The sequence below is a fragment of the Natronococcus sp. A-GB1 genome (assembly GCF_029688845.1).
In the GTDB taxonomy this organism is placed as follows: domain Archaea; phylum Halobacteriota; class Halobacteria; order Halobacteriales; family Natrialbaceae; genus Natronococcus.
Genome location: NZ_JARUKW010000009.1, coordinates 1 through 23,715, shown reverse-complemented (window position 1 = coordinate 23,715; position 23,715 = coordinate 1). Strand labels below are relative to the sequence as shown.

Annotated in this window: 28 protein-coding genes; 20 read left to right on the top strand and 8 right to left on the bottom strand. The window is 65.6% G+C overall.

Annotated features, from left to right (window positions below):
- Window positions 1-53: 53 nt before the first annotated feature.
- Complete coding sequence (locus QA600_RS11560) at window positions 54-866, bottom strand: SDR family NAD(P)-dependent oxidoreductase (protein ID WP_278292094.1); 813 nt, start codon at window positions 864-866, stop codon at window positions 54-56.
- A gap of 261 nt (window positions 867-1,127) precedes the next feature.
- Here QA600_RS11560 and QA600_RS11555 point away from each other — a divergent pair, with 261 nt between their 5' ends.
- The 3 genes from QA600_RS11555 (at window position 1,128) to QA600_RS11545 (ending at window position 4,329) form a co-directional block, all read left to right on the top strand.
- The gene (locus QA600_RS11555) at window positions 1,128-3,032 is read left to right on the top strand and encodes a 2-oxoacid:acceptor oxidoreductase subunit alpha (protein ID WP_278292093.1); all 1,905 of its coding nucleotides are present in this window, start codon (window positions 1,128-1,130) and stop codon (window positions 3,030-3,032) included.
- Window positions 3,033-3,034: 2 nt separating this feature from the next.
- Window positions 3,035-3,970, top strand: coding sequence for a thiamine pyrophosphate-dependent enzyme (locus QA600_RS11550; protein ID WP_278292092.1), 936 nt, complete (start codon window positions 3,035-3,037; stop codon window positions 3,968-3,970).
- 104 nt (window positions 3,971-4,074) lie between these two features.
- Window positions 4,075-4,329, top strand: a complete 255-nt coding sequence (locus QA600_RS11545) for a hypothetical protein (protein WP_278292091.1) — start codon at window positions 4,075-4,077, stop codon at window positions 4,327-4,329.
- Window positions 4,330-4,352: 23 nt separating this feature from the next.
- Here the strand turns inward: QA600_RS11545 and QA600_RS11540 are convergent, their stop codons facing one another.
- Complete coding sequence (locus QA600_RS11540) at window positions 4,353-4,688, bottom strand: hypothetical protein (protein WP_278292090.1); 336 nt, start codon at window positions 4,686-4,688, stop codon at window positions 4,353-4,355.
- Window positions 4,689-4,826: 138 nt separating this feature from the next.
- On the opposite strand from QA600_RS11540, the gene lrpA1 reads away from it, so the two are divergent.
- The 5 genes from lrpA1 to QA600_RS11515 all read left to right on the top strand — a co-directional run bounded on the left by lrpA1 (window position 4,827) and on the right by QA600_RS11515 (window position 8,231).
- Window positions 4,827-5,255, top strand: a complete 429-nt coding sequence (gene lrpA1, locus QA600_RS11535; RefSeq protein ID WP_278292089.1) for an HTH-type transcriptional regulator LrpA1 — start codon at window positions 4,827-4,829, stop codon at window positions 5,253-5,255.
- Window positions 5,256-5,364: 109 nt separating this feature from the next.
- A complete protein-coding gene (locus QA600_RS11530) occupies window positions 5,365-6,024 on the top strand; it encodes an HAD-IA family hydrolase (protein ID WP_278292088.1) in 660 nt (219 codons plus the stop codon).
- A gap of 51 nt (window positions 6,025-6,075) precedes the next feature.
- Window positions 6,076-6,549 (top strand): SRPBCC family protein, encoded by a 474-nt coding sequence (locus QA600_RS11525; protein WP_278292087.1) that lies wholly within the window; start codon window positions 6,076-6,078, stop codon window positions 6,547-6,549.
- A 54-nt stretch (window positions 6,550-6,603) separates the two neighbouring features.
- Entirely contained in the window at window positions 6,604-7,242 is a 639-nt protein-coding gene (locus tag QA600_RS11520) for a nitrous oxide reductase accessory protein NosL (protein WP_278292086.1), read from the top strand.
- A gap of 80 nt (window positions 7,243-7,322) precedes the next feature.
- Window positions 7,323-8,231, top strand: coding sequence for a DMT family transporter (locus QA600_RS11515; RefSeq protein ID WP_278292085.1), 909 nt, complete (start codon window positions 7,323-7,325; stop codon window positions 8,229-8,231).
- Between the two features lies 1 nt (window position 8,232).
- Here QA600_RS11515 and QA600_RS11510 read toward each other — a convergent pair whose 3' ends face one another.
- The 3 genes from QA600_RS11510 to QA600_RS11500 are packed head-to-tail and all read right to left on the bottom strand — an operon-like array spanning window position 8,233 to window position 9,577.
- Window positions 8,233-8,448 (bottom strand): hypothetical protein, encoded by a 216-nt coding sequence (locus QA600_RS11510; protein ID WP_278292084.1) that lies wholly within the window; start codon window positions 8,446-8,448, stop codon window positions 8,233-8,235.
- Window positions 8,449-8,507: 59 nt separating this feature from the next.
- The gene (locus QA600_RS11505; protein ID WP_278292083.1) at window positions 8,508-9,350 is read right to left on the bottom strand and encodes a 3-keto-5-aminohexanoate cleavage protein; all 843 of its coding nucleotides are present in this window, start codon (window positions 9,348-9,350) and stop codon (window positions 8,508-8,510) included.
- A complete protein-coding gene (locus tag QA600_RS11500) occupies window positions 9,347-9,577 on the bottom strand; it encodes a hypothetical protein (protein WP_278292082.1) in 231 nt (76 codons plus the stop codon). The genes QA600_RS11505 and QA600_RS11500 overlap by 4 nt, the downstream gene beginning before the upstream one ends.
- 140 nt (window positions 9,578-9,717) lie before the next feature.
- Between QA600_RS11500 and QA600_RS11495 the strand changes: the two genes are divergently transcribed.
- From QA600_RS11495 to QA600_RS11480, 4 genes are all read left to right on the top strand, one after another.
- Window positions 9,718-10,281: an OsmC family protein gene (locus tag QA600_RS11495; protein WP_278292081.1), complete on the top strand. Its 564-nt coding sequence runs from the start codon at window positions 9,718-9,720 to the stop codon at window positions 10,279-10,281.
- Window positions 10,282-10,396: 115 nt separating this feature from the next.
- Window positions 10,397-11,398 carry a ring-cleaving dioxygenase gene (locus QA600_RS11490; protein WP_278292080.1) on the top strand — a complete coding sequence of 334 codons (1,002 nt, stop codon included), beginning with the start codon at window positions 10,397-10,399 and terminating at the stop codon, window positions 11,396-11,398.
- Window positions 11,399-11,458: 60 nt separating this feature from the next.
- On the top strand, window positions 11,459-12,685 hold the full coding sequence (locus QA600_RS11485) for an iron-containing alcohol dehydrogenase family protein (RefSeq protein WP_278292079.1): 1,227 nt from the start codon (window positions 11,459-11,461) through the stop codon (window positions 12,683-12,685).
- 708 nt (window positions 12,686-13,393) lie between these two features.
- On the top strand, window positions 13,394-14,650 hold the full coding sequence (locus tag QA600_RS11480; RefSeq protein ID WP_278292078.1) for a transposase: 1,257 nt from the start codon (window positions 13,394-13,396) through the stop codon (window positions 14,648-14,650).
- 105 nt (window positions 14,651-14,755) lie between these two features.
- Here QA600_RS11480 and QA600_RS11475 read toward each other — a convergent pair whose 3' ends face one another.
- Window positions 14,756-15,223 carry a hypothetical protein gene (locus tag QA600_RS11475; RefSeq protein WP_278292077.1) on the bottom strand — a complete coding sequence of 156 codons (468 nt, stop codon included), beginning with the start codon at window positions 15,221-15,223 and terminating at the stop codon, window positions 14,756-14,758.
- Window positions 15,224-15,385: 162 nt separating this feature from the next.
- Between QA600_RS11475 and QA600_RS11470 the strand changes: the two genes are divergently transcribed.
- Window positions 15,386-16,042, top strand: a complete 657-nt coding sequence (locus tag QA600_RS11470; protein ID WP_278292076.1) for a helix-turn-helix domain-containing protein — start codon at window positions 15,386-15,388, stop codon at window positions 16,040-16,042.
- Between the two features lie 80 nt (window positions 16,043-16,122).
- Window positions 16,123-16,473 (top strand): hypothetical protein, encoded by a 351-nt coding sequence (locus QA600_RS11465; RefSeq protein ID WP_278292075.1) that lies wholly within the window; start codon window positions 16,123-16,125, stop codon window positions 16,471-16,473.
- A gap of 10 nt (window positions 16,474-16,483) precedes the next feature.
- Here the strand turns inward: QA600_RS11465 and QA600_RS11460 are convergent, their stop codons facing one another.
- The gene (locus tag QA600_RS11460) at window positions 16,484-16,693 is read right to left on the bottom strand and encodes a hypothetical protein (RefSeq protein ID WP_005553627.1); all 210 of its coding nucleotides are present in this window, start codon (window positions 16,691-16,693) and stop codon (window positions 16,484-16,486) included.
- A 115-nt stretch (window positions 16,694-16,808) separates the two neighbouring features.
- A complete protein-coding gene (locus QA600_RS11455) occupies window positions 16,809-17,048 on the bottom strand; it encodes a hypothetical protein (RefSeq protein WP_278292074.1) in 240 nt (79 codons plus the stop codon).
- Between the two features lie 102 nt (window positions 17,049-17,150).
- Here QA600_RS11455 and QA600_RS11450 point away from each other — a divergent pair, with 102 nt between their 5' ends.
- The 6 genes from QA600_RS11450 (at window position 17,151) to QA600_RS11425 (ending at window position 23,504) form a co-directional block, all read left to right on the top strand.
- Window positions 17,151-17,903 carry a prephenate dehydrogenase/arogenate dehydrogenase family protein gene (locus QA600_RS11450; protein ID WP_278292073.1) on the top strand — a complete coding sequence of 251 codons (753 nt, stop codon included), beginning with the start codon at window positions 17,151-17,153 and terminating at the stop codon, window positions 17,901-17,903.
- A complete protein-coding gene (locus tag QA600_RS11445) occupies window positions 17,900-19,366 on the top strand; it encodes a class I SAM-dependent methyltransferase (protein ID WP_278292072.1) in 1,467 nt (488 codons plus the stop codon). Before QA600_RS11450 ends, QA600_RS11445 begins: the two co-directional genes overlap by 4 nt.
- 47 nt (window positions 19,367-19,413) lie before the next feature.
- Window positions 19,414-20,220, top strand: a complete 807-nt coding sequence (gene surE, locus QA600_RS11440; RefSeq protein WP_278292071.1) for a 5'/3'-nucleotidase SurE — start codon at window positions 19,414-19,416, stop codon at window positions 20,218-20,220.
- Between the two features lie 302 nt (window positions 20,221-20,522).
- Window positions 20,523-20,918, top strand: a complete 396-nt coding sequence (locus tag QA600_RS11435) for a hypothetical protein (RefSeq protein ID WP_278292070.1) — start codon at window positions 20,523-20,525, stop codon at window positions 20,916-20,918.
- Window positions 20,919-21,168: 250 nt separating this feature from the next.
- On the top strand, window positions 21,169-23,112 hold the full coding sequence (locus QA600_RS11430) for an aldehyde ferredoxin oxidoreductase family protein (RefSeq protein ID WP_278292069.1): 1,944 nt from the start codon (window positions 21,169-21,171) through the stop codon (window positions 23,110-23,112).
- Between the two features lie 44 nt (window positions 23,113-23,156).
- Window positions 23,157-23,504 (top strand): hypothetical protein, encoded by a 348-nt coding sequence (locus QA600_RS11425; RefSeq protein ID WP_278292068.1) that lies wholly within the window; start codon window positions 23,157-23,159, stop codon window positions 23,502-23,504.
- The last annotated feature ends 211 nt before the right edge of the window (window positions 23,505-23,715 follow it).

Below are 23,715 nucleotides of genomic sequence, written 5' to 3'. Positions count from 1 at the left end.
GAGCAGTCGCTCTGGCGAGCGGTTCCGGCCCGATCCGTCGTCGCGACGGCTCTTCAAATAACGTTCTGGAGGATCCCGCCGTCGACGACGACCGACTCGCCGGTGATGTTGCGATTCTGCGCGAGGAAGACGACGGCCCGTCCCATGTCCTCGAGATCTTGGTCCCGACCCATCGGGATCGCCCGTTCGATCGTCTCCCCATAGGATTCGCCGAGCGACGGGGTCAGCACGTCCTCCCACATCGGCGTCTCGACGATGCCCGGACAGACGGCGTTGACCGTGACCTCGGGGGCGAGTTCCAGCGCCAGCGACTTCGTGAACCCGAGGACGGCGTGTTTCGACGCACAGTAGTGGGCGAGTCCGCCCGCCCCGATCTCGCCGGCGATCGAGGCGGTGTTGACGATCGTTCCGTGTGAGTCCCGAAGGTGCGGGATCGCGGCCCGGGCGACGAGGAACACGCCCTTCGCGTTGACGTCGACGATCGACTCCCACTCCGCCTCGGCCATCTCCTCGACCGGGGCAACGGTGATGACGCCGGCGTTGTTCGCCACGACGTCGATGCGGCCGAACTCGTCGACGACCTCCTCGACCATCGCCTCGACCTGCTCGGCGTCGGTCACGTCGCACTCGACGACGTGTGCGCGCTGGCCCTCGTTCTCGACGCGATCCACGACCTCCCGGGTGCGTTCTATCCCCCCAACGTCCGTGGACGCCTGCTGGTTGTACTCCGTCTCGAGAACGTCGACGTCCGCGATCACGACGTCGCTTCCGGCGGCCGCGAGTTCGGCCGCGATGCCGGTACCGATATCGCCGCCGCCACCCGTTACGATCGATACTGCTCCTTCGAGTGTGGATTCTTCGACCATACCCGTCGGTCGATAGGCGAGCGACCACTATAAACAAGCTAGCTGTTACCACACCACACCTTGTCGAAACGCTATGTCCTGAGAGCGGAACTATCAGTTTCGAACGACGGAGAACACTGCTGCAGGGTAGAGGGACTCTGTGTGACGTAAATTGGATGGTTGTACATTCTTCACGATAGATGCATGACAATCCATAGCAAAGGCTTTAGGCACGGTGAGACAAAATTCCGAATACGGCTGGCCACCTGGCCACTGATCTCAATGAGCGATGACGAACTCATCTGGCGAGTCTCAGGCGGTTCCGGAGACGGGATCGACTCGACGAGCCAGAACTTCGCGAAGGCGCTGATGCGCTCGGGGCTCGACGTATTTACACACCGCCACTATCCGTCGCGGATCCGCGGCGGCCACACCTACGTCGAGATTCGGGCCGCAGCCGACGAGGTACAGTCACGGGGCGACGGCTACAACTTCCTCCTCGCGCTGGGGGACTCCTTCGCCCGGAACCCACAGGAAGAGGCCTACTACGGCAACGAGGAGATTAAACCTCTCTCGGAGAACCTGGACGAACTCCGCGAGGGCGGCGTCATCGTCTACGACGAGGGGCTGCTCAGCGAGGACGACGTCGCCGACCTCGACCTGGAAGAGCGCGCCGAGGAGAACGACTGGCACGTCTACCCGGTCGACCTGCGCGGTCTCGCCAAGGAACACGGCCGCGAGGTCATGCGTAACACCGCCGGCGTCGGCATCACGGCTGGACTGCTCGACATGCAACTCGAGCACATCGAGGACCTGATGTCCGACGCGATGGGCGGGGACATCCTCGAGGCGAACCTCGAGATCCTCCACGAGGCCTACGAGATGGTCGACGAGGAGTTCGAGACGACCCACGACCTCCGCGTCCCGACGGGCGAACACGACACCGAGCAGGCGCTGCTGTCGGGGTCGAACGCGATCGCCTACGGCGCCATCGACGGCGGCTGTCGCTTCATCGCGGGCTACCCGATGACGCCGTGGACCGACGTCTTCACCATCCTCAGCCAGAACTTCCCCGACATCGGGGGGGTCTCCGAGCAGGTCGAAGACGAGATCGCCGCGGCCGCGCTCGCGGTGGGCGCGAGCCACGCCGGTGCGAAGGCCATGTCCGGCTCTTCGGGCGGTGGCTTCGCACTGATGAGCGAACCGCTCGGCCTCGCTGAGATGACCGAGACGCCGCTCGTGCTCGTCGAGTCGATGCGGGCCGGTCCCTCGACCGGGATGCCGACGAAACCCGAACAGGGCGACCTCGAGTTCGTCCTCTACACGAGCCAGGGCGACTCATCGCGGGTCGTCTTCGCACCCGGAACCATCGAGGAGGCCTACGAGCAGACGCGACTGGCTTTCCACATCGCCTGGGAGTACCAGATCCCGACGATCATCATCTACGACCAGAAGCTCTCCGGCGAGAACAAGAACGTCGACGTCGAGTTCTTCGACCGCGAGCCCGAGCCTGGACTGGGTACGACCCTGACTGAGGAGGAACTCAAGGAGGCCGCACACGACAACTCCGGCAAGTTCGAGCGCTTCGGCTACGAGGACAACGAGAAGAACGTCAGCAAGCGCTCGCTGCCCGGCCAGAAGGGCGGGCGCTACCTCGCGACCGGGAACGAGCACTCGCCCGTCGGGCACATCAGCGAGGACCCGGACAACCGGGTCTACCAGATGACCCGCCGCATCGAGAAGCTCGACTCCATCCGCGAGGAGCTCGACGAGGAACACGACTCCAACCAGACCTACTTCGGCGACGAGACGGCCGAGTACGGCATCATCACCTGGGGCTCGAGCCAGGGCGCCGTCGTCGAGGCCGTCGAACGGCTGAACGACAGCGGCCACTCGGTAAAAGGTATCAGCGTCTCCGACATGATGCCGTTCGCCGAGCGCGAGGTAACGGAGTTCTTAGAGAGCGTCGACGAGGCGATGGTCGTCGAGATGAACGCCACCGCCCAGTTCCGCGGCCTGATCCAGAAGGAACTCGGCCGCTTCGGCGACAAGATGACGAGTCTGCTGAAGTATAACGGCAACCCGTTCGAACCGGCGGAGATCGTCGAAGGCTACGAGGTCAACGTCGCCGACGAGGACCGCGAACCGTCCGCACAGGTACGAATCGAACCCGCTGCAGGTGACTGAACATGAGTGCATTCAACGCAATCGGTGAGGAACGAGAGATCGACCGGGACGAGTACACGCCCGGCGTCGAACCGCAGCCGACCTGGTGTCCTGGCTGTGGCGACTTCGGCGTACTGAAGTCGCTGAAGCAGGCACTCCCGGAGGTCGGCAAGACCCCCGAGGAGGTCCTGACGGTCACCGGAATCGGCTGTTCGGGAAAGCTGAACAGCTACCTCGACACGTACGGCTTCCACACGATCCACGGGCGCTCGCTGCCCGTGGCCCGTGCGGCGAAGCTCGCAAACCCCGAACTCGAGGTCATCGCGGCCGGCGGCGACGGCGACGGCTACGGCATCGGCGGCAACCACTTCATCCACACGGCCCGGGAGAACCACGATATGACCTACATCGTGTTCAACAACGAGATCTTCGGGCTGACGAAGGGCCAGACGTCGCCTACGAGTCCGAAGGGCCACAAGTCCAAGACCCAGCCCTCCGGAAGCGCAAAATCGCCGCTTCGCCCGCTGTCGATGTCGCTGAACGCCGGTGCGACGTACGTCGCTCGCACCGCCGCGGTCAACCCCAATCAGGCAAAGGAGATCATCAAGGAAGCCATCGAACACGACGGCTTCGCTCACGTCGACTTCCTGACCCAGTGTCCGACCTGGAACAAGGACGCCCGACAGTACGTCCCCTACATCGACGTCCAGGAGTCCGACGACTACGACTTCGACGTCAGCGACCGCGAAGAGGCCGCACAGATGATGCGTGAGACCGAGGACGTTCTCAACGAGGGCACCGTCCTCACCGGTCGATACTACGTCGACGACGAGAGCCCCTCCTACACCGAGGAGAAGAAGGCCGTTGGCGAGATGCCGGAACAGCCGGTCGCCGAGCGATACTTCGACGAGGACGCCGAGTGGGAGCGCAGCTACGACCTGCTCGAGCGCCACACGTAACCCCGCAGTCGCGGATTTCGGTCGCGGTTTTTTGGCTATCGGCCGCCGAGCAGCGCTGCTCGAAACGCCAGCAGAGTTATCTGTCGAACTGCTGACTGCTGTGTATGGAGTCCGGACGGCAGTTTCGAGTGGCGACCCTCGTTCTCGGTACCGGCGTAATGGTCTACGGCGCCATCAGTGCCCTAAGAGACGGATTGGGGACCTGGACGGGACTTTTCCTGATCTGTGGAATCGGACTAGTGGCCTATCACATTCGAAAGCCGACGGACGCTACGCAGGACGTTTCCGACCGTGACGCCCGGATTGCGACCGGCTGTGCGGCGCTGTTCGTCCTCACGGCAGTCCTCTTACTTCTTTGAGCGCGAACGGAACGCAACTCTCGTCAGTTCGTCGCGTCATCGGTACCCGCGTCGTACCCCCACCCCTGCGCGAACCGCTTCGTGAGCGTGCTCAGGATCAGCAGGGCGACGAGCAGGCCGCCGAACGCCGTCGAGGAGAACCCGTACAACAACTGGTGAGTGCCGTAGGCCACGGTGAACAGCCCCATCAGCAGCGCCGTCGTCCCGGCCCGCCTCGAGACGTAGTCGGGATCGACGGCCTCGTCGTAGTGGACGTGGAGATCCGCCCGCCCGCCGAACGCGATCAGGACGGCGGGCACGAGGATGACGAGTCCGCAGCCGATCCAGAACAGCCCCAGCAAGACGTTCGCGTCGACCATCGGCGGGTGTCGGCGGAGCGAGCGAATAAAGCCGGCGATCTCCCCGCCGTCGCGCCGACCCAAAACGGACCTTCACTCACCACAGTCGACGTTTTCGAATACAAAAGTTATTTTCCACTCGGAGCAAAACGATACTGTATGAGCACGCAAGCGACGGAAGACCGCATTCTTGCGGTTCTCGAGGAGGACGCCCAGGCGTCCTACGCCGAGATCGCCGACCGCGCGGACGTCTCGAAGCCGACGGTTCGCAAGTACATCAACCAACTCGAGGAGGAGGGGGTCATCGTCGGCTACTCCGCGGACGTCGACCCGAAGAAGCTCTCGAGCCAGACAATCGCGCTGGTCGGACTCGACGTCGCCAGCGAGCGCTACGTCGAGGCGACGAAGGCGATCAAGGCCTTGGAGGAGGTCGAGGCGCTGTACAGCTCCAGCGGCGACCACATGCTGATGGCCGAGGTGCGAGCCGCGGACGGCGACGCGCTCGGCGAGATCATCTCCGAGGAGCTGCTCGAGATCGAGGGCGTCACGGCCGCCCACCCCTCGTTCCTCCAGGAGCGACTGAAGTAACGCCCGCTGCGCCCGCCGTCGGCTCCGTCGCTTCTCGTCGCTCGCCCTGCTACGTTCTCTCGACCCACGCACCCTCGGATCCATACGCGTCCGGTCCGTAGCCGCCGCCGTGACCGAGACGATACTGCTCGATATGGACGGCGTCGTCCTCGAGGGACCGGGGACGCCGCAGCCGGTCTACGACCGCGCAGCCGACGCCGCAGCCGCGGAGCTCGGACTCGAGCCGACGGACCGACAGCGTGCCGATCTCCGCTCACACGGCTACGAAACCGTCGAATCGACCTGTTCGACCCTCGACGCTGACCCTCGGGAGTTCTGGCGCCGGAAAGAAGCCGCGGCCTCCCGGCTCGCGGCCGAGCGGATCCGTTCCGGCGAGCGGGGGATCTACGAGGATGTCGCGGCCCTGGAGTCACTCGCCGAACGAGCGTCGCTCGCGCTCGTCAGCAACAACCGCCACGAGACCGCCCGGTACGTCGCCGACTTCCTCCCGGTGCCGTTTGCGGACGCCAGGGGACGCGATCCGACGCCGGAGGGGTTCGAACGACGCAAACCCGACCCGCACCTCCTTCGTGAGACGCTCGAGGAGCTGGGAACCGAGGCGGGACTCTACGTCGGTGACCGCGAGACCGACGTCGTCGCCGCCGAGAGGGTCGGCCTCGAGTCGGCGTACCTCAGACGATCGCATAACGCCAATGCGGCGCTTCCTGAGGGTGCGACCTACGAACTCGAGAGGCTGGACGAACTGGACGACGTCTTCGAGAAGCGGTAAGCGGGTGCCGATAGGCGCGCGCTTTTGCCCTCGAGGGGTCTACCGACGGTCATGGCCACCTACGAGCGCCAGACCCGAGTCGACGCCCCCCTCGAGGACGTCTGGGAGTTCTACTCGCGAGTGTCGGGACTCGAGGCGGTGACGCCCGCGTGGATGGGACTGGCCGTCGAGTCGGTCGTCGGTCCCGACGGGGAGCCGGGCGTCCTCGAGGCCGGCTCGGAGGTAACGCTGTCGACGCGACCGTTCGGCGTCGGACCGCGCCAGCGGTGGACGTCGATGATCACCGAGCGCGAGCGAACCGACGGGACGGCGTACTTCCGCGACGAGATGACTGACGGTCCCTTCGAGCGCTGGGTCCACACCCACGCCTTCTACGGCGACGGCGACGAGACGCTCCTGCGGGACCGCGTCGAGTACGAGCTGCCGTTCGGCCCGCTGGGCAGGGCGGCGACGCCGTTCTCGCGAGTCGGTTTCGAGACCATGTTCCGGGCTCGCCACCGGCTGACGAAAGCAGAGCTCGAGTAGCCGACCGCCGAACGAACCGCGCCTGTTTTCATCGCGGCGTCGCTACCTCCCCGCATGAGTGCACACGATCGTCGATCGCTCGCCCGGCGACGGCTCCTGGGCGCGCTGGGCGCGGGCGCCTGCGTCGGCGTCGCGGGCTGTCTCGACGGCGGCGGTGCGGACGACGACGCCGACGAGGGCGGAAACGGCGACGACGGCGAGGGCGGTGACGACGACGGCGAACACCAGAACACGCCCCACCTCGAGGAGTCCGGCGACGAGCCACTCGAGTTCGAGCGGGATCAGAACTGCGTCGTCTGCTCGATGACGCCGACGGACTACCCCGACTGGCACAGCCAGCTCGCCCACGAGAGCGAGGAGCGAGCGATCTTCTGTTCCTCGGGCTGCATGACCGCCTACCTCGCGGACGTCCCGGTCGACTCGGAGATCGTCGGCGCCTGGACGGTCGACTACGAGACGGGCGAACTGATCGACGCCACGGAAGCCTACTTCGTGATCGTCACCGACGAGGACGGCGTCGACGACGAGGTGATGGGGCTGAACCCCCGCGCGTTCGCCGACGAGGACGACGCCCTAGCGTATCTCGAGGAGTGGGACGCCGAGGAGCTCACGGAGGACGATATCGTCGGCTTCGAGGATATCGATGCCGAGGTCGCCTCGATATACCGGGACGGACGGTTCCCCGAGGAGTAGAACCGTTTCGGCAGGCTGATACCGGTTCGCTCGGCCGGCTACCGGAACTCGTTTGTTCCGATCACGTATTGTGACACGACGTGAACGCCGCCGACCTCGAGGTCACCCCCCTCGCTGCCCTGGGATTCGCCGTCTTCGCCGCCAGCACGAGCGCCATTCTAGTGCGCTGGAGCGCGGCCCCGAGTTCGGTTGCAGCCCTCTACCGTGTGCTATTCACGACGGCGATCGTCGCGCCGATCGCCCTGCTGTGGTACCGCGAGGAGTTCGCTCGCCTCTCAAGGCGGGATCTGGGCTTTGCGATCGTCGCCGGCGTCGCCCTCGCGATCCACTTCGCGGCCTGGTTCGAGAGCCTGAACCACACGAGCGTCGCCGCCAGCGTCACGCTCGTCCAGACTCAGCCGATCTTCGTCGCCCTCGGCGCGGCGCTGGTGCTCGGCGAGCACGTCAACCGCGAGACGGTCGTCGGCATCGTCGTCGCCCTGATCGGCGCGACCGCGATGTCACTGGGCGACGCCGGCGAGGCGCCGATTTCGGACGCGACGATGTACGGCAACGCGCTCGCCGTTTTAGGAGCGGTCACCGTCGCGGGTTACGTGCTCGCGGGGCGGTCGATCCGCCAGCGCGTCTCGCTGTTTCCCTACGTGACCGTCGTCTACGCGGCCTGTACGCTCACCCTGTTCGTCCTCGTCGGCGCGCAGGGCCACGCCTACCTCGACTATCCGCCGCGGGAGTGGCTGCTCTTTCTCGGGATGGCGATCGGCCCGGGAATCTTCGGACACACGATCGTCAACTGGGCGCTGAAACACCTCGAGTCGGTCGTCGTCAGCGTCACCTGGCTGGGTGAACCGGTCGGGTCGACCCTGCTGGCGCTCGTCCTGCTCGCGGAGGTGCCCGACGCGATCACGGTCGCGGGCGGGCTCGTCGTCCTCGCCGGCATCTACGTGACGACGATCGAGCGCGAGCGCCGGCGCGCCTCGAGCGGGTCGTAGCTCACTCCGAGAGCGTCTCGAGGTAGGCCCTGCCGTCGTCGGTGATCACATAGACGCCGCCCGAGATCTGGCGGACGTGGCCGTCCGACTGAAGCTCGTAACAGCGTTCGGTGATCGTCACGGGGTGGATCTCGAACTCGTCGGCCAACGTCACCATCTCGGCCGGCCCCCGCTCGGCAAGCGTGGCTAACAGCGCTTGATCCGAGCATCCTTGCATGTGTGTTAATGCCTTACATGCCAATGAGGGATATAAGGATTTCGACGACTGGCCCTGGATTAGAGCCCGAGGATCGACCGCGCCTCCGCAGGGGTCGCGACGGGGCGACCGAGGTCCTCGGCGAGACGGACGACTCGGTCGACAAGCTGGGCGTTGCTCTCGGCGAGTTCGCCCCGTCGGTAGTAGACGTTGTCCTCGAGGCCGACCCGGACGTGGCCGCCGAAGAGGATCCCCATCGTCGCGAATGGCAGCTGGTGGCGCCCGAAGCCGAGCGTGTTGAACAGCGCGTCGTCGGGCAGGTTAGAGACGGCGGTCAGGAAGTTCCGCGGCGTCGGCGGGGTGAGTGTTCCCGGGCCGAAGATCAGCGTCGCGTAGACGGGGGCGGCGAGCTCGCGGCGCTCGAGCAGTCCCAGCACCTCGTTGGCGTGGCCGTCGTTGAACACCTCGAGTTCGGGCTTGATCCCGCGGTCGATCATCTCCTCGTGGAGGGCATCCACCAGTCCCCGAGTGTTCTCGCTGGTGAGGTGGTCGTACCGGTTCAACGGACCCATGTCGAGCGAGGCCATCTCCGGCGGGGGATCGGTCCGCAGCGGGAGGTGGCGCCGGTCCTCGGGGGCGCCCGTTCCGCCCGTCGAGTGCTGGATGATGACGTCGTCGGCGTGTCGTCGAACTGCGTCGTCGATCGCCTGAAAGCGCTCGGTCTCGAAGCTGCGCTCGCCGTTCGGTCGGCGGGCGTGGAGGTGGACGACCGACGCGCCAGCTTCCTCGGCCGCCGCGGCGGCCCGACCGATCTCCTCGGGCGTCTCCGGGAGGTTCGGGTTCGCCTCCTTCCCGTGGACACCCCCGGTCAGCGCCGCGGTGACGATCAGGGGGTCGCCGGCGAGGTAGTCGTCGTAGCTCATTCGTTCGTCGCCTCCGGATCGCCGATCCCGCCTCCACCGTCTGTGTCCCCGCTGGTGTGCTCGAGGTAGATCTCGCAGTGACGGTCGTGTGCGAGCGCGTAACGGTCGTTGCAGATATCGGCACGCATCGGCTGGACGAACCGGTCGGCGACGGCACAGTACGCTCGCGGCTCGTCGAAGCGCCGGTCGTCGGCTCGGTCGCGGTACTCGAGGTGCGGGCAGGTCACGTTCGCCGGTACGTTCCGTCCGATGGTAACTATTCTCATCGGCGAAACTCGAGCGAGTTAGAGCGGACCCGATAGAAAGCTAGAGGGTATCTAGCTAGGTTATGATCGCGGCCGTCGGAGGGAAGGTCGGTGAGTCAACAATGGCGACCAGAGAAGAAACCACGGTCAACGGTGTCGACGTTTCCGCCCTCGAGGGAGCGATGGAGGCGATCGACGACGATGCTGCCGTCGGGGCGTTCACCTTCCGAGCCGAAACCAAGTGGGAGGACGCGCTGAAGGCGACGACGATCATCGACGAGTTCGATCAGGCGGGAGAAACCGTCCATACACGGGAGTTTACCCTTCAGGGCGACGAGCCGGAGGAGATCCTGGGCGAGCGGACGGGCCCCAACGCCGTCGAGTTGCTGCTCGGCGCGCTCGGGTCGTGTCTGACCGTCGGCTACGCGGCAAACGCCGCAGCCATGGGGATCGAACTCGATGACCTCCGGTTCGAGATGAACGGTGACGTGGACCTGCGGGGGTTCCTCGGCCTCGACGAGGACGTCCGACCCGGCTACGAGTCGATCACCTGTACGACCCACATCGAGGCCGACGCGTCGGAGGAGCATCTCGAGGAGCTGCGCGAGCGCGTCGAGGCGACCTCGCCGCTGATGGATATCGTCACGAACGAGATTCCGCTCGTGACTCGGCTCGAAATCGAGTGAGACGCGGTCCGTCCGAGACGGACCGTTTTCGACGCTCTACTCCCGATAACGTTGGCGTCACCCCGTAACACCGGTGTGAGCGAAACGTCTCAAGGCTCGAGCGCCTCCTCCCGGTATGGCACCCGAAACGCCCGGCCTCCACCACGTGACCGCGATCGCGGGCGACCCGCAGCGAAACGCCGACTTCTACGTCGACACGCTGGGACTGCGCCTCGTCAAGCAGACCGTCAACCACGACGATCCCGGCACCTACCACCTCTACTTCGGCGACGGGGAGGGGACGCCCGGGACGAACATCACGTTCTTCCCGTGGACCGACGAGGGCCGACCCGGGCAGTTCGGCGCGGGGCAGACGCAGGCGACCGCCTATCGGATTCCGCAGGGGTCGGTCGACTACTGGCGCGACCGCCTCGAGTCGCGGAACGTTGCGGTCGACGTCGAGGATCGATTCGGCGAGACGGTTCTCCAGTTCGAGGACCCGGACGGGATCGGACTCGAGCTGGTGGCCGCGAGCGAGGCGCAACGGGCCTCGGATAACGCGAGCGGTGACACCGCGAGCGACGAACCGAAGGCGGCGACCTGGACCGAGGGCTCAGTACCCGCGGAACATCAGTTGCGCGGCTTTCACGCCGTGACGCTCGCGGTCGACTCCGTCGACTCGACCGCGGCCGTATTGACCGACGTCCTGGGGTACGAACTCGAGGACGAAACCGACGGCCGACGGCGCTATCGGAGTGCAGCGAGCGGTCCGGGCTCGATCGTAGACCTTGTCGAGACCGACGTCGGCCGCGGTCGAATGGGCGTCGGGACGGTCCACCACGTCGCGTTCACGGTCGAGGACGTCGAGGAACAGGAGGCGTGGCGCGAGGCGTTCGCCGACCACGGGCTATCGCCGACCGAAGTGATCGACCGAAAGTACTTCCACTCGATTTACGTCCGCGAGCCGGGCGGGGTTCTCTTCGAGATGGCGACGACGGGGCCCGGGTTCGCCGTCGACGAGGATCCCGCGGAGCTGGGTTCCGAACTCGTCCTCCCCGAGCGTCTCGAGGACGAACGCGAACGGATCGAGGCGCAACTGCCACCGTTCGACGGGCCGTCCGTCGACGCGAGCGACTGACCCTGTCCCCCGGCTGACGCCGCTGGTCCTTTTTACTGCGAGCTCCTCCTACGGGAAGTCATGGCCACAACCGACGAGACGACGCGCGATCCGGCCTTCCGGTTCGAGTACCGCCCGGCGACGATCAGGTTCGGCGCGGGCTGTGTCGACGATCTCGAGGCCGAACTCGAGGCGCTGGACCTCGAGGGAGCGCTGGTGGTCTGTGGCTCCACGGTCGGGGACACGCCCGAAGTGATTGACCCCGTTCGCGAGGGGCTCGGCGACCGGCTGGCGGGCGTCTTCGACGAGACGACGCCCGACAAGCGCCTCGGGACGGCGTTCGACGGACTCGATCGGATCGAGACCGAGGAAGCGGACGCCCTCGTCAGCCTCGGCGGCGGGAGCAGCCTCGACGTCGCGAAGGCGATCAGCGCCCTCGCGGCGAGCGACCGCTCGCGCGATCGGATCGCCGAGGAGTTCGCTCAGACGGGCACGATCGCCGTCCCCGACGAGGGACTGGTCCCGATCGTCGCCGTCCCGACGACGCTGGCCGGCGCCGACCTCTCGACGGGCGCCGGGATCACCGCCGCGCCCCACTCGGGGCTGGTCGACGAGGAACTCGGCGGCGGGATCTCGGATCCCAAGCTGATGCCGACCGCGGCGTTCTACGACCCCGAACTGGTCGCGACGACGCCCGCCTCGATTCTCGCGGGATCGGCGATGAACGGGTTCGACAAGGGCCTCGAGACGATCTACGCGGCCAACGCGACCCCGATCACCGACGCCGCAGCCAGACACGGCCTCGAGAAGTTCGGGGACGGACTCGAGGCGTTCGGACGGGGCGATCGCGACGTCGAAACGTTCGAGACGCTGCTCGAGGGCCTGATCCTCGTTCAGTACGGCATCTCCCGTCCCGACGGGACGACGCTGTCGGTCGTCCACGCCTTCGGCCACGGGCTGCGGGACGCCTACGACCTCCAGCAGGGGGTCGCCCACGCCGTCGTCGTCCCCCATGTCCTGCGCTACCTCTTCGACCGGGAGGGCGTCGACGCGCGAGCGGGGCTGCTCGCGGACACCCTCGGCGTCGGCGAGGCCGCCGACCACGGCGCCGCGGTCGTCGACCGGGTCGCCGAACTGCGCAACGAGCTCGGACTGCCGTTCCGGCTGCGGGACCTCGACCCCGTCGAGAACGACGAGTTCGGCGACGTCGCCGAGGCGATCCTCGCCGACGGCTTCATGGCCAATGCCCCGCCGGGACTCGATCCGACCGTCGAGGAGATCGAGGGCGTGCTCGAGGAGGCGTGGTAAGGCCTCAGTAGGTGGGAGTACGTGCCCTGTTCGGGCGAATCGGAATACCTCGAACTGTTACGTATAGATGCGAATGGAACGGCCGGCGTCGTGTCTGCAGCCCCAACTATCCACCCTGGGTGGGATTGAAAGGGGCCAGGGGCTTTCGCGGTACTACCGACGAGTAGCAGTCTTGCTCGCACGAACACAGGGGATCGCCACGCCCTCCCCAGCCGACTCACTCGCTGCGCTCGTTCGTCCACTGTCAGAGCACGCTCTGACAAGCCTTCGTTCACGCTGTTCACGAAGACCTCGCGCGGCATCATTGACCGCCCTCACTTTCGCTCGGTCGGTCGACAGCGCACGCCACCGCAGGAAGAGCGGTCGGACCGAACTGAGACATGGTCCGCCTATCTTTAAACAGCGAGAGAATCCCGCCGTTCACGGCGTTGACGAGACGCTTTGCGTCTCGTTTGCACACCAGAACGCGGAGCGTTCTGGGGACGGGCGTGAATCGCGTCACTCCACTACGCAATCCACAGTCTACAGCAGTCTGAATACCGAACGGAAGTTATTAGTACCAAAATAACGTACAAAGAGTTGTGCGAACTGAAATCGATATGGAGCGAGGGAGTGACCTCCACGAACGGGTGAAAGAGTACGCCCGCGACAATGGCATTCGACACCCTCGCGCCTACGCTGAACTAATCGAGAAAGGATTAGACGCCAGTGACAACGATAACTAAGACGCTTCAAGCGACGTTCGCCCCACCGACAGCCCACAAGCAGTCGAAACTCAACGACCTACTCGAAACCTACCGTGACGGTCTGCAAGAGGCGTTCGACGCCGGGACGAGTACCATGTCGGCGGTGAGCGACATCGTGACGCCTTACGACCTACCGTATCAAGCGAAGGCAGCACTCTGCAACTACGTCCCGAAACTCCGCAAGACGTACAACGCCAAGGAGTTGGACGACGAACACCCGATACGACTCACGAATCAGGCTGCCAAGTTCGACCACTCCGAAGAACGCGACTACGAGTTTACGTGGTGGGTTCCGCGTCCCGGTCGGGGGACGAACTTCTGGATACCGCTCCGAATCAACCCCGAACAGGAAGACCTCTGGCACGACCTCGTATCTGAGGACGCGAAGGCCGGAGAGATACGCCTTCAGAAGCATCAGAAGAACTGGATACTTCACGTCACCGTCGAGTACCCGGTCGAAGAACCAGCAACGGACGGTGACGCTACGCACATCGGCTTAGACATCGGAGAAACCGCCCTCATCACGGGCTGTGCCCTCAAGGACGGTTCTCTGACTGACCCGTTCGTGTGTAGTGGAAGCAGAGCGAAGCATCTTCGCAAGGAGATGCACACGGCCCTGAAGCGACTCCAAGAGCGTGACGCATCCGAGTGGCGGATTGAAGACCGCTTTTCGCACTACCAGAATGCCCTCACCGACATCGTGGAGAAAGCGTCTCGACAGGCTGTCGAGTACGCCAAGCAGTACGAGAATCCGATGTTGGTGATGGAAGACTTGACGTACATCCGTAAGCGTCTCGACTACGGGAAGTACATGAACCGTCGGCTTCACTCGTGGGCGTTCGCCCGACTCCAAGGACGTATCGAGGACAAGGCGACGGAAGCAGGCATCCCTGTCGAGTACGTGAATCCGGCGTACACCTCGCAGACGTGCCACTCGTGCCACCGCATCGGTCGGCGGGACTCCCAAGCCGAGTTCCGGTGTCCTCACGACGAGTGCCACGTTTCGACGTTTCAGGCAGACATCAACGCTTCGGCGAATATCGCACGACGGATTGACCCGTGGGGAGAGAGCGTCCCGCTTGACAAGGCGGAACGCGATGACTCGTCACGGGATGGGAGCGGTTGTGACACCGCCACGACTCACCGTGAGACGAGTGTACCAGCGCAGATGACGCTCACGGCGTTCCAAGAGTCGAAACCCTCTGCCAGCGACGACTAACTGGTATTCCCCATGCGTGGGAAGCCTCGCCGTTTACGGCGAGGAGGATGTCACACCTAACGCGGGTTTTGTACGATAGGATGAACAAAGAAACTGTGCGACGATCTACTGGTATCGCTCGAGGTCCGCCGACGCGGGCGGTTCGACGCCCCGCCGTTGCGGTTCCATCCCCTCGTGGAGCGGCGAGACGAGCCTGATCGCGGAGACGGCGAGCACTGTCGTTCCGGCCGCGAGGACGAACAGCGCTGTCGGTTCTCCGAGGTGGACGAACTCGAGGATCGAGAGCCCGAACCCACCCGTGAGGAGCGAGACGAGGGTCCAGCCGCCGAAGTCGTCGGGGACGGCCTCGAGCAGTCGTTCCCGGAAGAAGACGGCGTAGGCGACCCCGGCCCAGACGCCGGCGGCGAGCGCGGGCCAGCTCTCGCCGGGCGCGAGCCCGCCCAGATCGACGGCCGCGAACCAGGCGAATATCGGAAGCCCGACGAGGAGGACGAGGAACTCGCCCTCCCGTCCCGACGGGCTGGTCCAGCTGCCGTCCTCGTCGCGGAACGGGTTGAGCGGAGTCCGCGCCATTGCCCGTCGGTTCGATGGCGACCAGGTTGAATGTTTCCCGCGCCGACAGCTCTCGTGACGACGGGCCACGACCCCCTCGATACGAAATAGCTGTTCGCCAAGCCACAGGAGCCGCAGGAGACGGCAGACAGCGTATATCTCGGCCGCTCGTAGGACTACCACATGAGCGTTATCGTGGAGTTCAGCATCGCAACCGAGGAGTTCGTCTTCGGCTCGGCGCTCGAGACGGTCGAGCGCATGGAGATCGAACTCGAGGCAATCGTGCCGGTCGGTGGTCAGTTTATCCCGTACTTCTGGGCGACCGGAGAGGGGTTCGAGCCGTTCGAACACCACGTCGGCTCGGAGCCGGATATCGAGAGTATCACCCGGATCGATCGGATCGACGGCACCGCGCTGTACCGGGCGGTGTGGTCGAGCGACGCCGACGGACTCCTGGGCGGGCTCGCCGAGGCGGAGGCCGTCGTCCTCGAGGCGATGACGGCAGAGGAGGGCTGGTACTTCCGGGTCCGGTTCCCGAGCAACGAGCTGGTCGAGCGGTTCTCCGAGTACTGTTCCGATCGATCGATCTCGATCCGCGTCGGCCGGGTCCATCCGCTCGCGGAAGCCTCACGGGCGGGACGGCGCTTCGAGCTCACACCCGGTCAGCGGGAGGCGATCGTCCTCGCCGTCCAGCGGGGCTACTTCGAGGTGCCACGGGAGACCGACCTCACCGCGATCGCCGACGAACTGGGGATCTCCCAGCAGGCCGCCTCCGAGCGCGTCCGCCGTGGCGCCAACGCGGTGCTCCGAGCAGCTCTTCCCTTCCCTCGATCGGAGTGAGCGGTCCGAACGGATTCCGTTATAAACTGGTTGTCGTAACCGCCCAACGTTCGAAGAGAGACGAGGGTCTAAACGGGGGTATGATATCCCCCAGCCACGACGCGTCCGACGCGGTCGACGGGATTCACGACGTCTGCGCTCACTGGACTCGGCGGCGGCTCCTTCGCGTGCTCCGGACGCGATCCGAAACGACACTCGAGGCCGTCGCCGCGGAACTCGTCGGAACCGAGAACGACGGCCGGCCGGCGGAGCGAACCAGGCTCGAGGTCGCGCTCTACCACTGGCACCTGCCGAAGATGGCGGACCTGGGCGTGATCGAGTACGATCCGGAAAGTGGAAGAATCCGCACGAACGAGGCGACCCGCGCCGCCTGGAGGCTGCTCCGGGCTCGAGAGGAGACGGTTCGATCGGCCCGGAACGACGGTCGGTGACCGTACGGGCCTACCTGAGGCCGATGAGCACCAGCACGATCCCCAGCACCGCCCCGACCGCCACGAGCCCCAGGCCCGTGGCGCCGATCATCTCCGCCGACGTCCAGCCGGTGATCTGATCCTCGTAGGTCATCGCCCCGGCCGAGACGACCAGCGACAGTCCCGCGCCGAAGATCGTCGTCGCCAGGTCCACGCCGAACGGGCTTCCAATATCAGGCATCACCGTCACTGATCGTTCGAGGTGGATACCGATAGTGCCGTCTGTCGCAGACGGTATTTATATGCTCGTTGAACGATCCATCGAGGCGGACGAACGCGGTCGTAGACGGCCAGCGTTAACTCCTATCTTCGTCGTCCCGTTCGTCGGGGCTGCCGCCGGTCTCGTTCTCCTCGTCGACCGGGCTCCCGCCGCCACCGTTGGAGTCGTTCGCCTCGTCCGGGTGGTCGATCTGGTCGTCGTCCTCGCCGTCGTCGTCGCTACAGCCGGCCAGCGCGGTCAGCGATCCGACCGCCGCCAGGCCGGTAATTTTCATCGCGTCTCTGCGCTCGAGGGGTAACTGTGAGTCCTCGGTCATCGGATACGTCGAGCTTCTCGACTCGCGACGATAGGCCTCGTGCTTGCGGGATCGGACGACCGATCGAACGCCTTTTGCGACGCCGTCGGGTACATCACCCCAATGGACGTACTGATCGTCGGTGCGGGGGCCATGGGGACGTGGTTCGGCGACGCCGTCGACGCCGAGGTCACCTTCGCCGACGTCGATCCGGCGGCTGCGGTCGCGGCTGCGGACGCCGTCGGGGGCGAGACCGATTCCCTCGAGGGCGAGGATACCTACGACGTCGTCTGTATCGCGGTCCCCCTCTCCCACGCCGACGAGGCGATCGCCGCTCACGCCCCGAGGGCGGGCGAAGCGATGGTCGACGTCTCGGGGGCGATGACCGACCCGCTCGCGGCGATGGCTCGACACGCCCCCGATCTCGAGCGCGCGAGCCTCCACCCGCTCTTTGCCCCCGAGCGGGCGCCGGGCTCAATCGCGGTCGTCCGCGAGAACGCGGGACCGACGACCGCGGCGGTGCTCGAGGCCCTCGAGGGGCGGGGCAACGACCTCGTCGAGACGACCCCCGAAGAACACGACGAGGCGATGGAGACGGTTCAGTCGGCGACTCACGCCGCCATCCTCGCGTTCGCCCTGGCGGCCGAGGACGTCCCCGAGGGATTCGAGACGCCGATCTACGAGGAGCTACGGGCGCTCGCGACGCGAGTGACGGCGGGAACGCCGCGAGTCTACGCCGACATTCAGGAGACCTTCGACGGGGCCGAGGCGGTCGCCGACGCCGCCGGAGCGCTCGCCGACGCCAACCACGACGAGTTCGAGGCCCTGTACGCGGAGGCGGCGCGGAAGCTACACGAGGAGGGAGATCACGAATGACCGACCAACGAGAGGCGATCCGTTCGAACGCGAAGTACCTGCGCAACGTCCGGCCGATCGATCCCGAGGAGATCTGTGACTACGTCGAGGGCAGTCCCCATCCCGCGGTCGTCCGCCAGCACCTCCGGGAGGACGCCGTCTCGCTTGGCCTGCTCGAGCGCGAGGACGGTACCTTCGTCCCGGTCGGAGACGAGCCCGTGAGCCCGCGCCGCGGCCCCGTCGAACGCTTTCCCGACCGCTACGGGGAGCGCCTCGAGGACCTGCTTGTCGATCGCTACGGCGTCGACTGGCACCGCGACGGGACAGGCCAGCTTCTGCGGTCGACGATCCGGCGGTTCAAATCCCGCTACCTCGAGGGCCGGCCCGTCGAGTACGACGACGACGTCGCGGCAGGCTACGCGATCTACCACCTGCCCGGCTACTACGCGGCGGTGCAGTACGCGCTCGACGATCTGGCCGAGCGGGGACTGCTGGGCCGGGAGCTTCGCGTCCTCGACATCGGCGCCGGCGTCGGCGGCCCCGCCCTCGGGCTCTGTGACTACCTCCCCGACGACGCCGTCGTCGACTACCACGCGATCGAACCCAGCGCGGCCGCCGACGTCCTCGGCCCGCTGCTCGAGGAGACCGGGCGGAACGTCCACCCGACGATCCACCGCGACCCCGTCGAGGACGTGGACCTCGAGTCGGTCGGCGACGGGGAGGGGTTCGACCTCGTGCTCGCCTGCAACGTCCTGAGCGAACTCGCGGACGCCGAGGCGGTCGCCCGCTCGGTGCTCGAGGCCCTCGCATCGGACGGGACGTTCCTCGGGATGGCGCCCGCGGACAAGAACACGAGCATCGAGCTTCGCGACCTCGAACGCGCCCTCGAGGGAACGACCGTTATCCCCTCGAGTGCGAACGACAAGTCGGCCCGCGAGGTCACCGTCTACGGCCCGACCGTTCGACTCTGGCCCGGCGCGACGCCGACCGATCGCGGCTGGTCGTTCGACGTCCGGCCCGATCTGGCGGTGCCGTCGTTCCAGCGCCAGCTCGACGAGGCGACGCCCGAGGACGACGCCGACCACGCTCCCGGCGAGTTCGTCAACGTCGACGTCCAGTTCTCCTACTCGTTGCTCCGTCTGGACGGGACGCGCCGGATCGAAATCGACCTCGCGACCAGCGACTGGGCGAAGATGGCCGAGTCCGAGCGCCACGTCACCAACCGCGTCGACCTCGCCGCGGCGAAACTCAGTCGCTCGCTTTCGGGCAAGGACGCGAACCCGCTGTTCAAGATCAGCGACGGCAGCGAGGCCGTCGACCACTACGCCGTCCTCACCCGGGAGAGTTCGCTCAACCGCCCGCTGCTCGAGGCCGACTACGGCGAGGTGCTCACCTTCGAGGGGATTCTAGTCCTCTGGAACGACGACGAGGAGGCCTACAACCTGGTCGTCGACGAGGAGACGATCGTCGACCGGATCGGGTAGCTCGCCCCTTCCGGAGCCCTTTTCGCACCCCCGTCCCAGAACCCGATATGAGCGACAGTCTCGAGATCCTGTTGACGAACGACGACGGGATCGACAGCACGGGAATCCGGGTGCTTCACGACGCCCTCGCCGAGCACGCGAACGTCACTGTCGTGGCGCCCGCGAACGACCAGAGCGCCTGCGGCCGATCGATCTCCCACGCGGTCGACGTCCGGGAACACGAACTCGGCTACGCCGTCGAGGGCACGCCGGCCGACTGCGTCGTCGCCGGCCTGGCCGAACTCGGTCCCGAACCGGACCTCGTCGTCGCCGGCTGTAACGAGGGTGCGAACCTCGGGGAGTACGTCCTGGGACGGTCGGGGACGATCAGCGCGGCCGTCGAGGCGGCCTTCTTCGACGTGCCCGCGATCGCGACCTCGCTGTACGTCCCGCTGGGAGACATCACGTTCGACGAACTCGAGGTCGGGCCAGCCGACTTCGAGGAGGCCACCCGTGTCACCACCTACCTCGCCGAACACGCTCTCGAGGCAGGGATCTTCGATCACGCCGCGTACCTGAACGTCAACGTTCCCTTGCCAGATACGGATCCCGCACCGATCGAGATCACGCGGCCGTCGAAGCGCTACGAGATGGACGCCGAGCGAAACGGCGACGCCGTCCACCTCACCGACCGGATCTGGGAGTCGATGGACCCCGAGACGATTCCGGATCCCGAGGGAACGGACCGACGGGCCGTCGCCGAGGGCCGGATCAGCATCTCGCCGCTGACGGCACCGCACTCGGCAAACCACCACGAAGCACTCGAGGCGCTGGCCGAAACCTATCTCGAGACGGTCACCGCGGCCAGCAGGTAAACTCGGCACGAGCCGGAACCGTTTCTTTCTCCGCCGTCCTCCTGTTCGTACGATAGGGCCAGGAACCCGAACTGGTGCGTAGATCGGATCGGTACTGCCGTCGCCACCACGGGGGCGACGAATCCTGTCGGCCTCGCGAACCGGTTCGGTCGACTTGCGCCTCGCAAGGCCGTCGCTATTCGGCCGGGATCGCATGAGCACAAACCGAACTCGACAGCAGACCAAGTATATAACGGACCGAACACAAGTGCAAGGTAGACCGACGCTCAAGCAGCGATACTTACAGCGGAGGAGATCAACAGATGGTATTTAACACACTCTGGACACGGCTTTCGTCGCTCTGGTCAAAGGAGTCAGCCGACACTGACGACGCCGACACCGGGGCCGAAACGGAGACGGAGCCCACCGAGGAGCAGCGAAACGAAACACTGAGCTACGCCGAACAGATCGAGTACGGCACGGACGATCGGCAGCTCCCCGACGACGACAAGGTGTTGCGCCTGCTCGTCAAACGCGGGGGGCGCGTCGACGAATCGACGGTCCTCGAGGAAACCAACTGGTCGGAAGAACACCTGCGCGCGGTCGTCGAACAGATGGAAGACGACGACCAGGTCAGTGCGATCACTGTGGGGCAGAAACGCGTGATCTGCCGGCGCGGGTTCGAGCCGAAGGGATACCGTTCTCACCTCAACGAGTAGTCGGAGTTCGGACCGTGTTCGAGACGAGTGTACGCCAGAGACGTCTCCTCAGAGTTCCAGCCTCGAGCCCCTCGACCGCGCCCGACCGGTTCGGACACGGCCGGTTTTCGGACGGGTACCGCTATCGAAGCCGAGACCGACCGCGACCGGAGCGATTCCGCCAACGGGTGGCTGGTATAACTGGTACTGGTTACCTCTACACGGCAACACCTAACACGGGTCGGAACGAATGCACTAGTCGTACATTACAATGACCGAGATCGGCGGATTCCAAGACAACGTCGCACGCATCGACCTCAGCGAGGGCGAGGTAAACTACGAGGGGATCGACGAGGAGGACGCGCGGAAGTATATCGGTGCGCGCGGACTGGGGGTAAAGTACGTTTTCGAACAGGGAGCGGACGTCGACCCGCTCGGGCCGGACAACCTGCTGGCGTTCATGAACGGCCCGCTGTCGGGAACGCAGGTGACGATGAGCGGTCGGATCGCCATCTGTACGAAGTCGCCGCTGACCGGAACGGTCACCGACAGTCACCACGGTGGCTGGTCGGGTGCCCGATTGAAGTGGGCCGGGTTCGACGGCCTGCTGTTCGAGGGTGAGGCCGACGAGCCGGTCTACGCCTTCGTCGAGGACGGCGAGGTCGAGCTTCGGGACGCCTCCCACCTCTGGGGGAAGGGCGTCCACGAGACCCGCGACACGATCGAAGAGGAGGTCGACGGCCAGTACGGTAAGAACCTCTCGATCATGGCGATCGGCGACGGCGGCGAGAACCAGGTTCGGTACGCCTGCATCATGAACGAGGACGACCGGGCCTCCGGACGGGGCGGCACCGGCTGCGTCGCCGGTTCGAAGAACCTCAAGGCGGTGGTTATCAAGTCCAACACGAAGATGCCCCAGCCCGCCGACCCGGAGACGTTCAAGGAGGGCCACCAGCAGGCGATGCAGGCGATTACCGAGTCCGACGTCACCGCGCCCAACGAGGGCGGGCTCTCGATGTACGGCACCAACGTCCTGATGAACATCACCGAGGAGATGGACGGCCACCCGACCAAGAACGGTCGGTACACCTCGGCGATCTCCTACAACGACGCCGAACAGGGCGGCGAGAACGTCCTCGACGCCGAGCGCATCAGCGGGGAGAACGTCCGCGAGAACATTCTCGTCGACGAGCCGACCTGTCACTCCTGTCCCGTCGCCTGCAAGAAGGAAGTCGAGGTCGACGTGATGCACAAAGGCGAGGAGATGAACGTCCGAATGGAGTCGTTCGAGTACGAGTCCGCCTGGGCGCTCGGCACGAACTCGCTGAACGACGACCGCGACAAGATCGCGGTGATGATCGACCGCTGTAACGACATGGGGATCGACACGATCGAGGCGGGCAACATCATGGCGATGGCGATGGACGCCACCGAAGAGGGCAAGCTCGACGACGTCGACGAGGGAATGGAGTGGGGCGACGCCGACGAGATGATCGAGATGATCGAGCGCATCGCCAACCGCGACGGCGAGCTTCCGGACCTGCTCGCGGAGGGCCAGGAGCGGTTCGCCGACGCGATCGACGCCCACGACTGCCGCCTCGACGTCAAGGGCCAGGCCATCGCGGCCTACGACCCCCGCTGCATGAAGGGAATGGGGATCGGCTACGCCACCTCGAACCGCGGCGCCTGCCACCTGCGCGGCTACACCCCTGCCGCCGAGATTCTGGGCATCCCCGAGAAGGTCGATCCTTACGAGTACGAGGGCAAGGGCGAACTCACCGCCGAGTTTCAGGACCTTCACGCCATCTCTGACTCGTTCGACATCTGCAAGTTCAACGCCTTCGCCGAGGGGATCGAGGAGTACGTCTCCCAGTACAACGGGATGACCGGCTTCGACGTCACCGAGGACGAGCTGATGGAGACCGGCGAGCGCATCTACAACCTTGAGCGGTACTACAACAACCTGGTCGGCTTCGACGGCGACGACGACTCCCTGCCAGAGGTCTTCCTCGAGGAGGGCGGCACGCCCGGCCAGGGCGCAAGCGAGGGCGAGTACTGCGAGCTCGAGGAGATGAAAGAGGAGTATTACGAGCACCGCGGCTGGGTCGACGGCGTCGTCCCCGACGAGAAACTCGAGGAGCTCGAGATCGATATCGGTCCCGGAACCGGCGTCAGCGCCGGCGACAGTGCCGGTGCGGCACCGAGCGACGACTGAGACCGGCTCGCGTGCAGTGATTTTTTGCGGTGGTGATCGTATCGATGCCCGAACCCGAACCTGAGCCCGGACCGCCGCGTCTCACAGACCTCGACCAGTTAGCTTCCCGACTACTCGAGCATGCCGCCACCGAGCTCGAGCCCGCCCGAACGACCCTCGAGCTGACCGGGTACGCCGACGGCGACTACGAGCTCCGGGCGTTCGAGACCGTCTCGATCCGCTCGGCTCCTGACGGCGATGGGGACGTCTGGGAACGGGTCGAAATCAGGTACAACCGTCGGCTCGAGTGGATTCAACGCCGCCACTACTACGAAACCGATCGGGGATGTCTCGATGAAACGATCACCGACCTCGAGGCGTATCCGGATCCGACAACCGCCGTCGACGAGTGAACGCTCACAAACTCGGGACCGAACGGACCGTTTCGCGACCCGATCTGCCGGCGTCGATAGCGAAGCAGTGAGCGAACGTCGATCCGTTGCTCGAGACGTCTCTCGTCGAACGAGTCTCCGCAAAGAATAGCGGCGGTCTCGAGGTGCTACCAGCGGTTAGCAGTAGTAGCTGTTCTTCACGTCGTCGTGCTTGTCGTCAGTGTAGTCGACT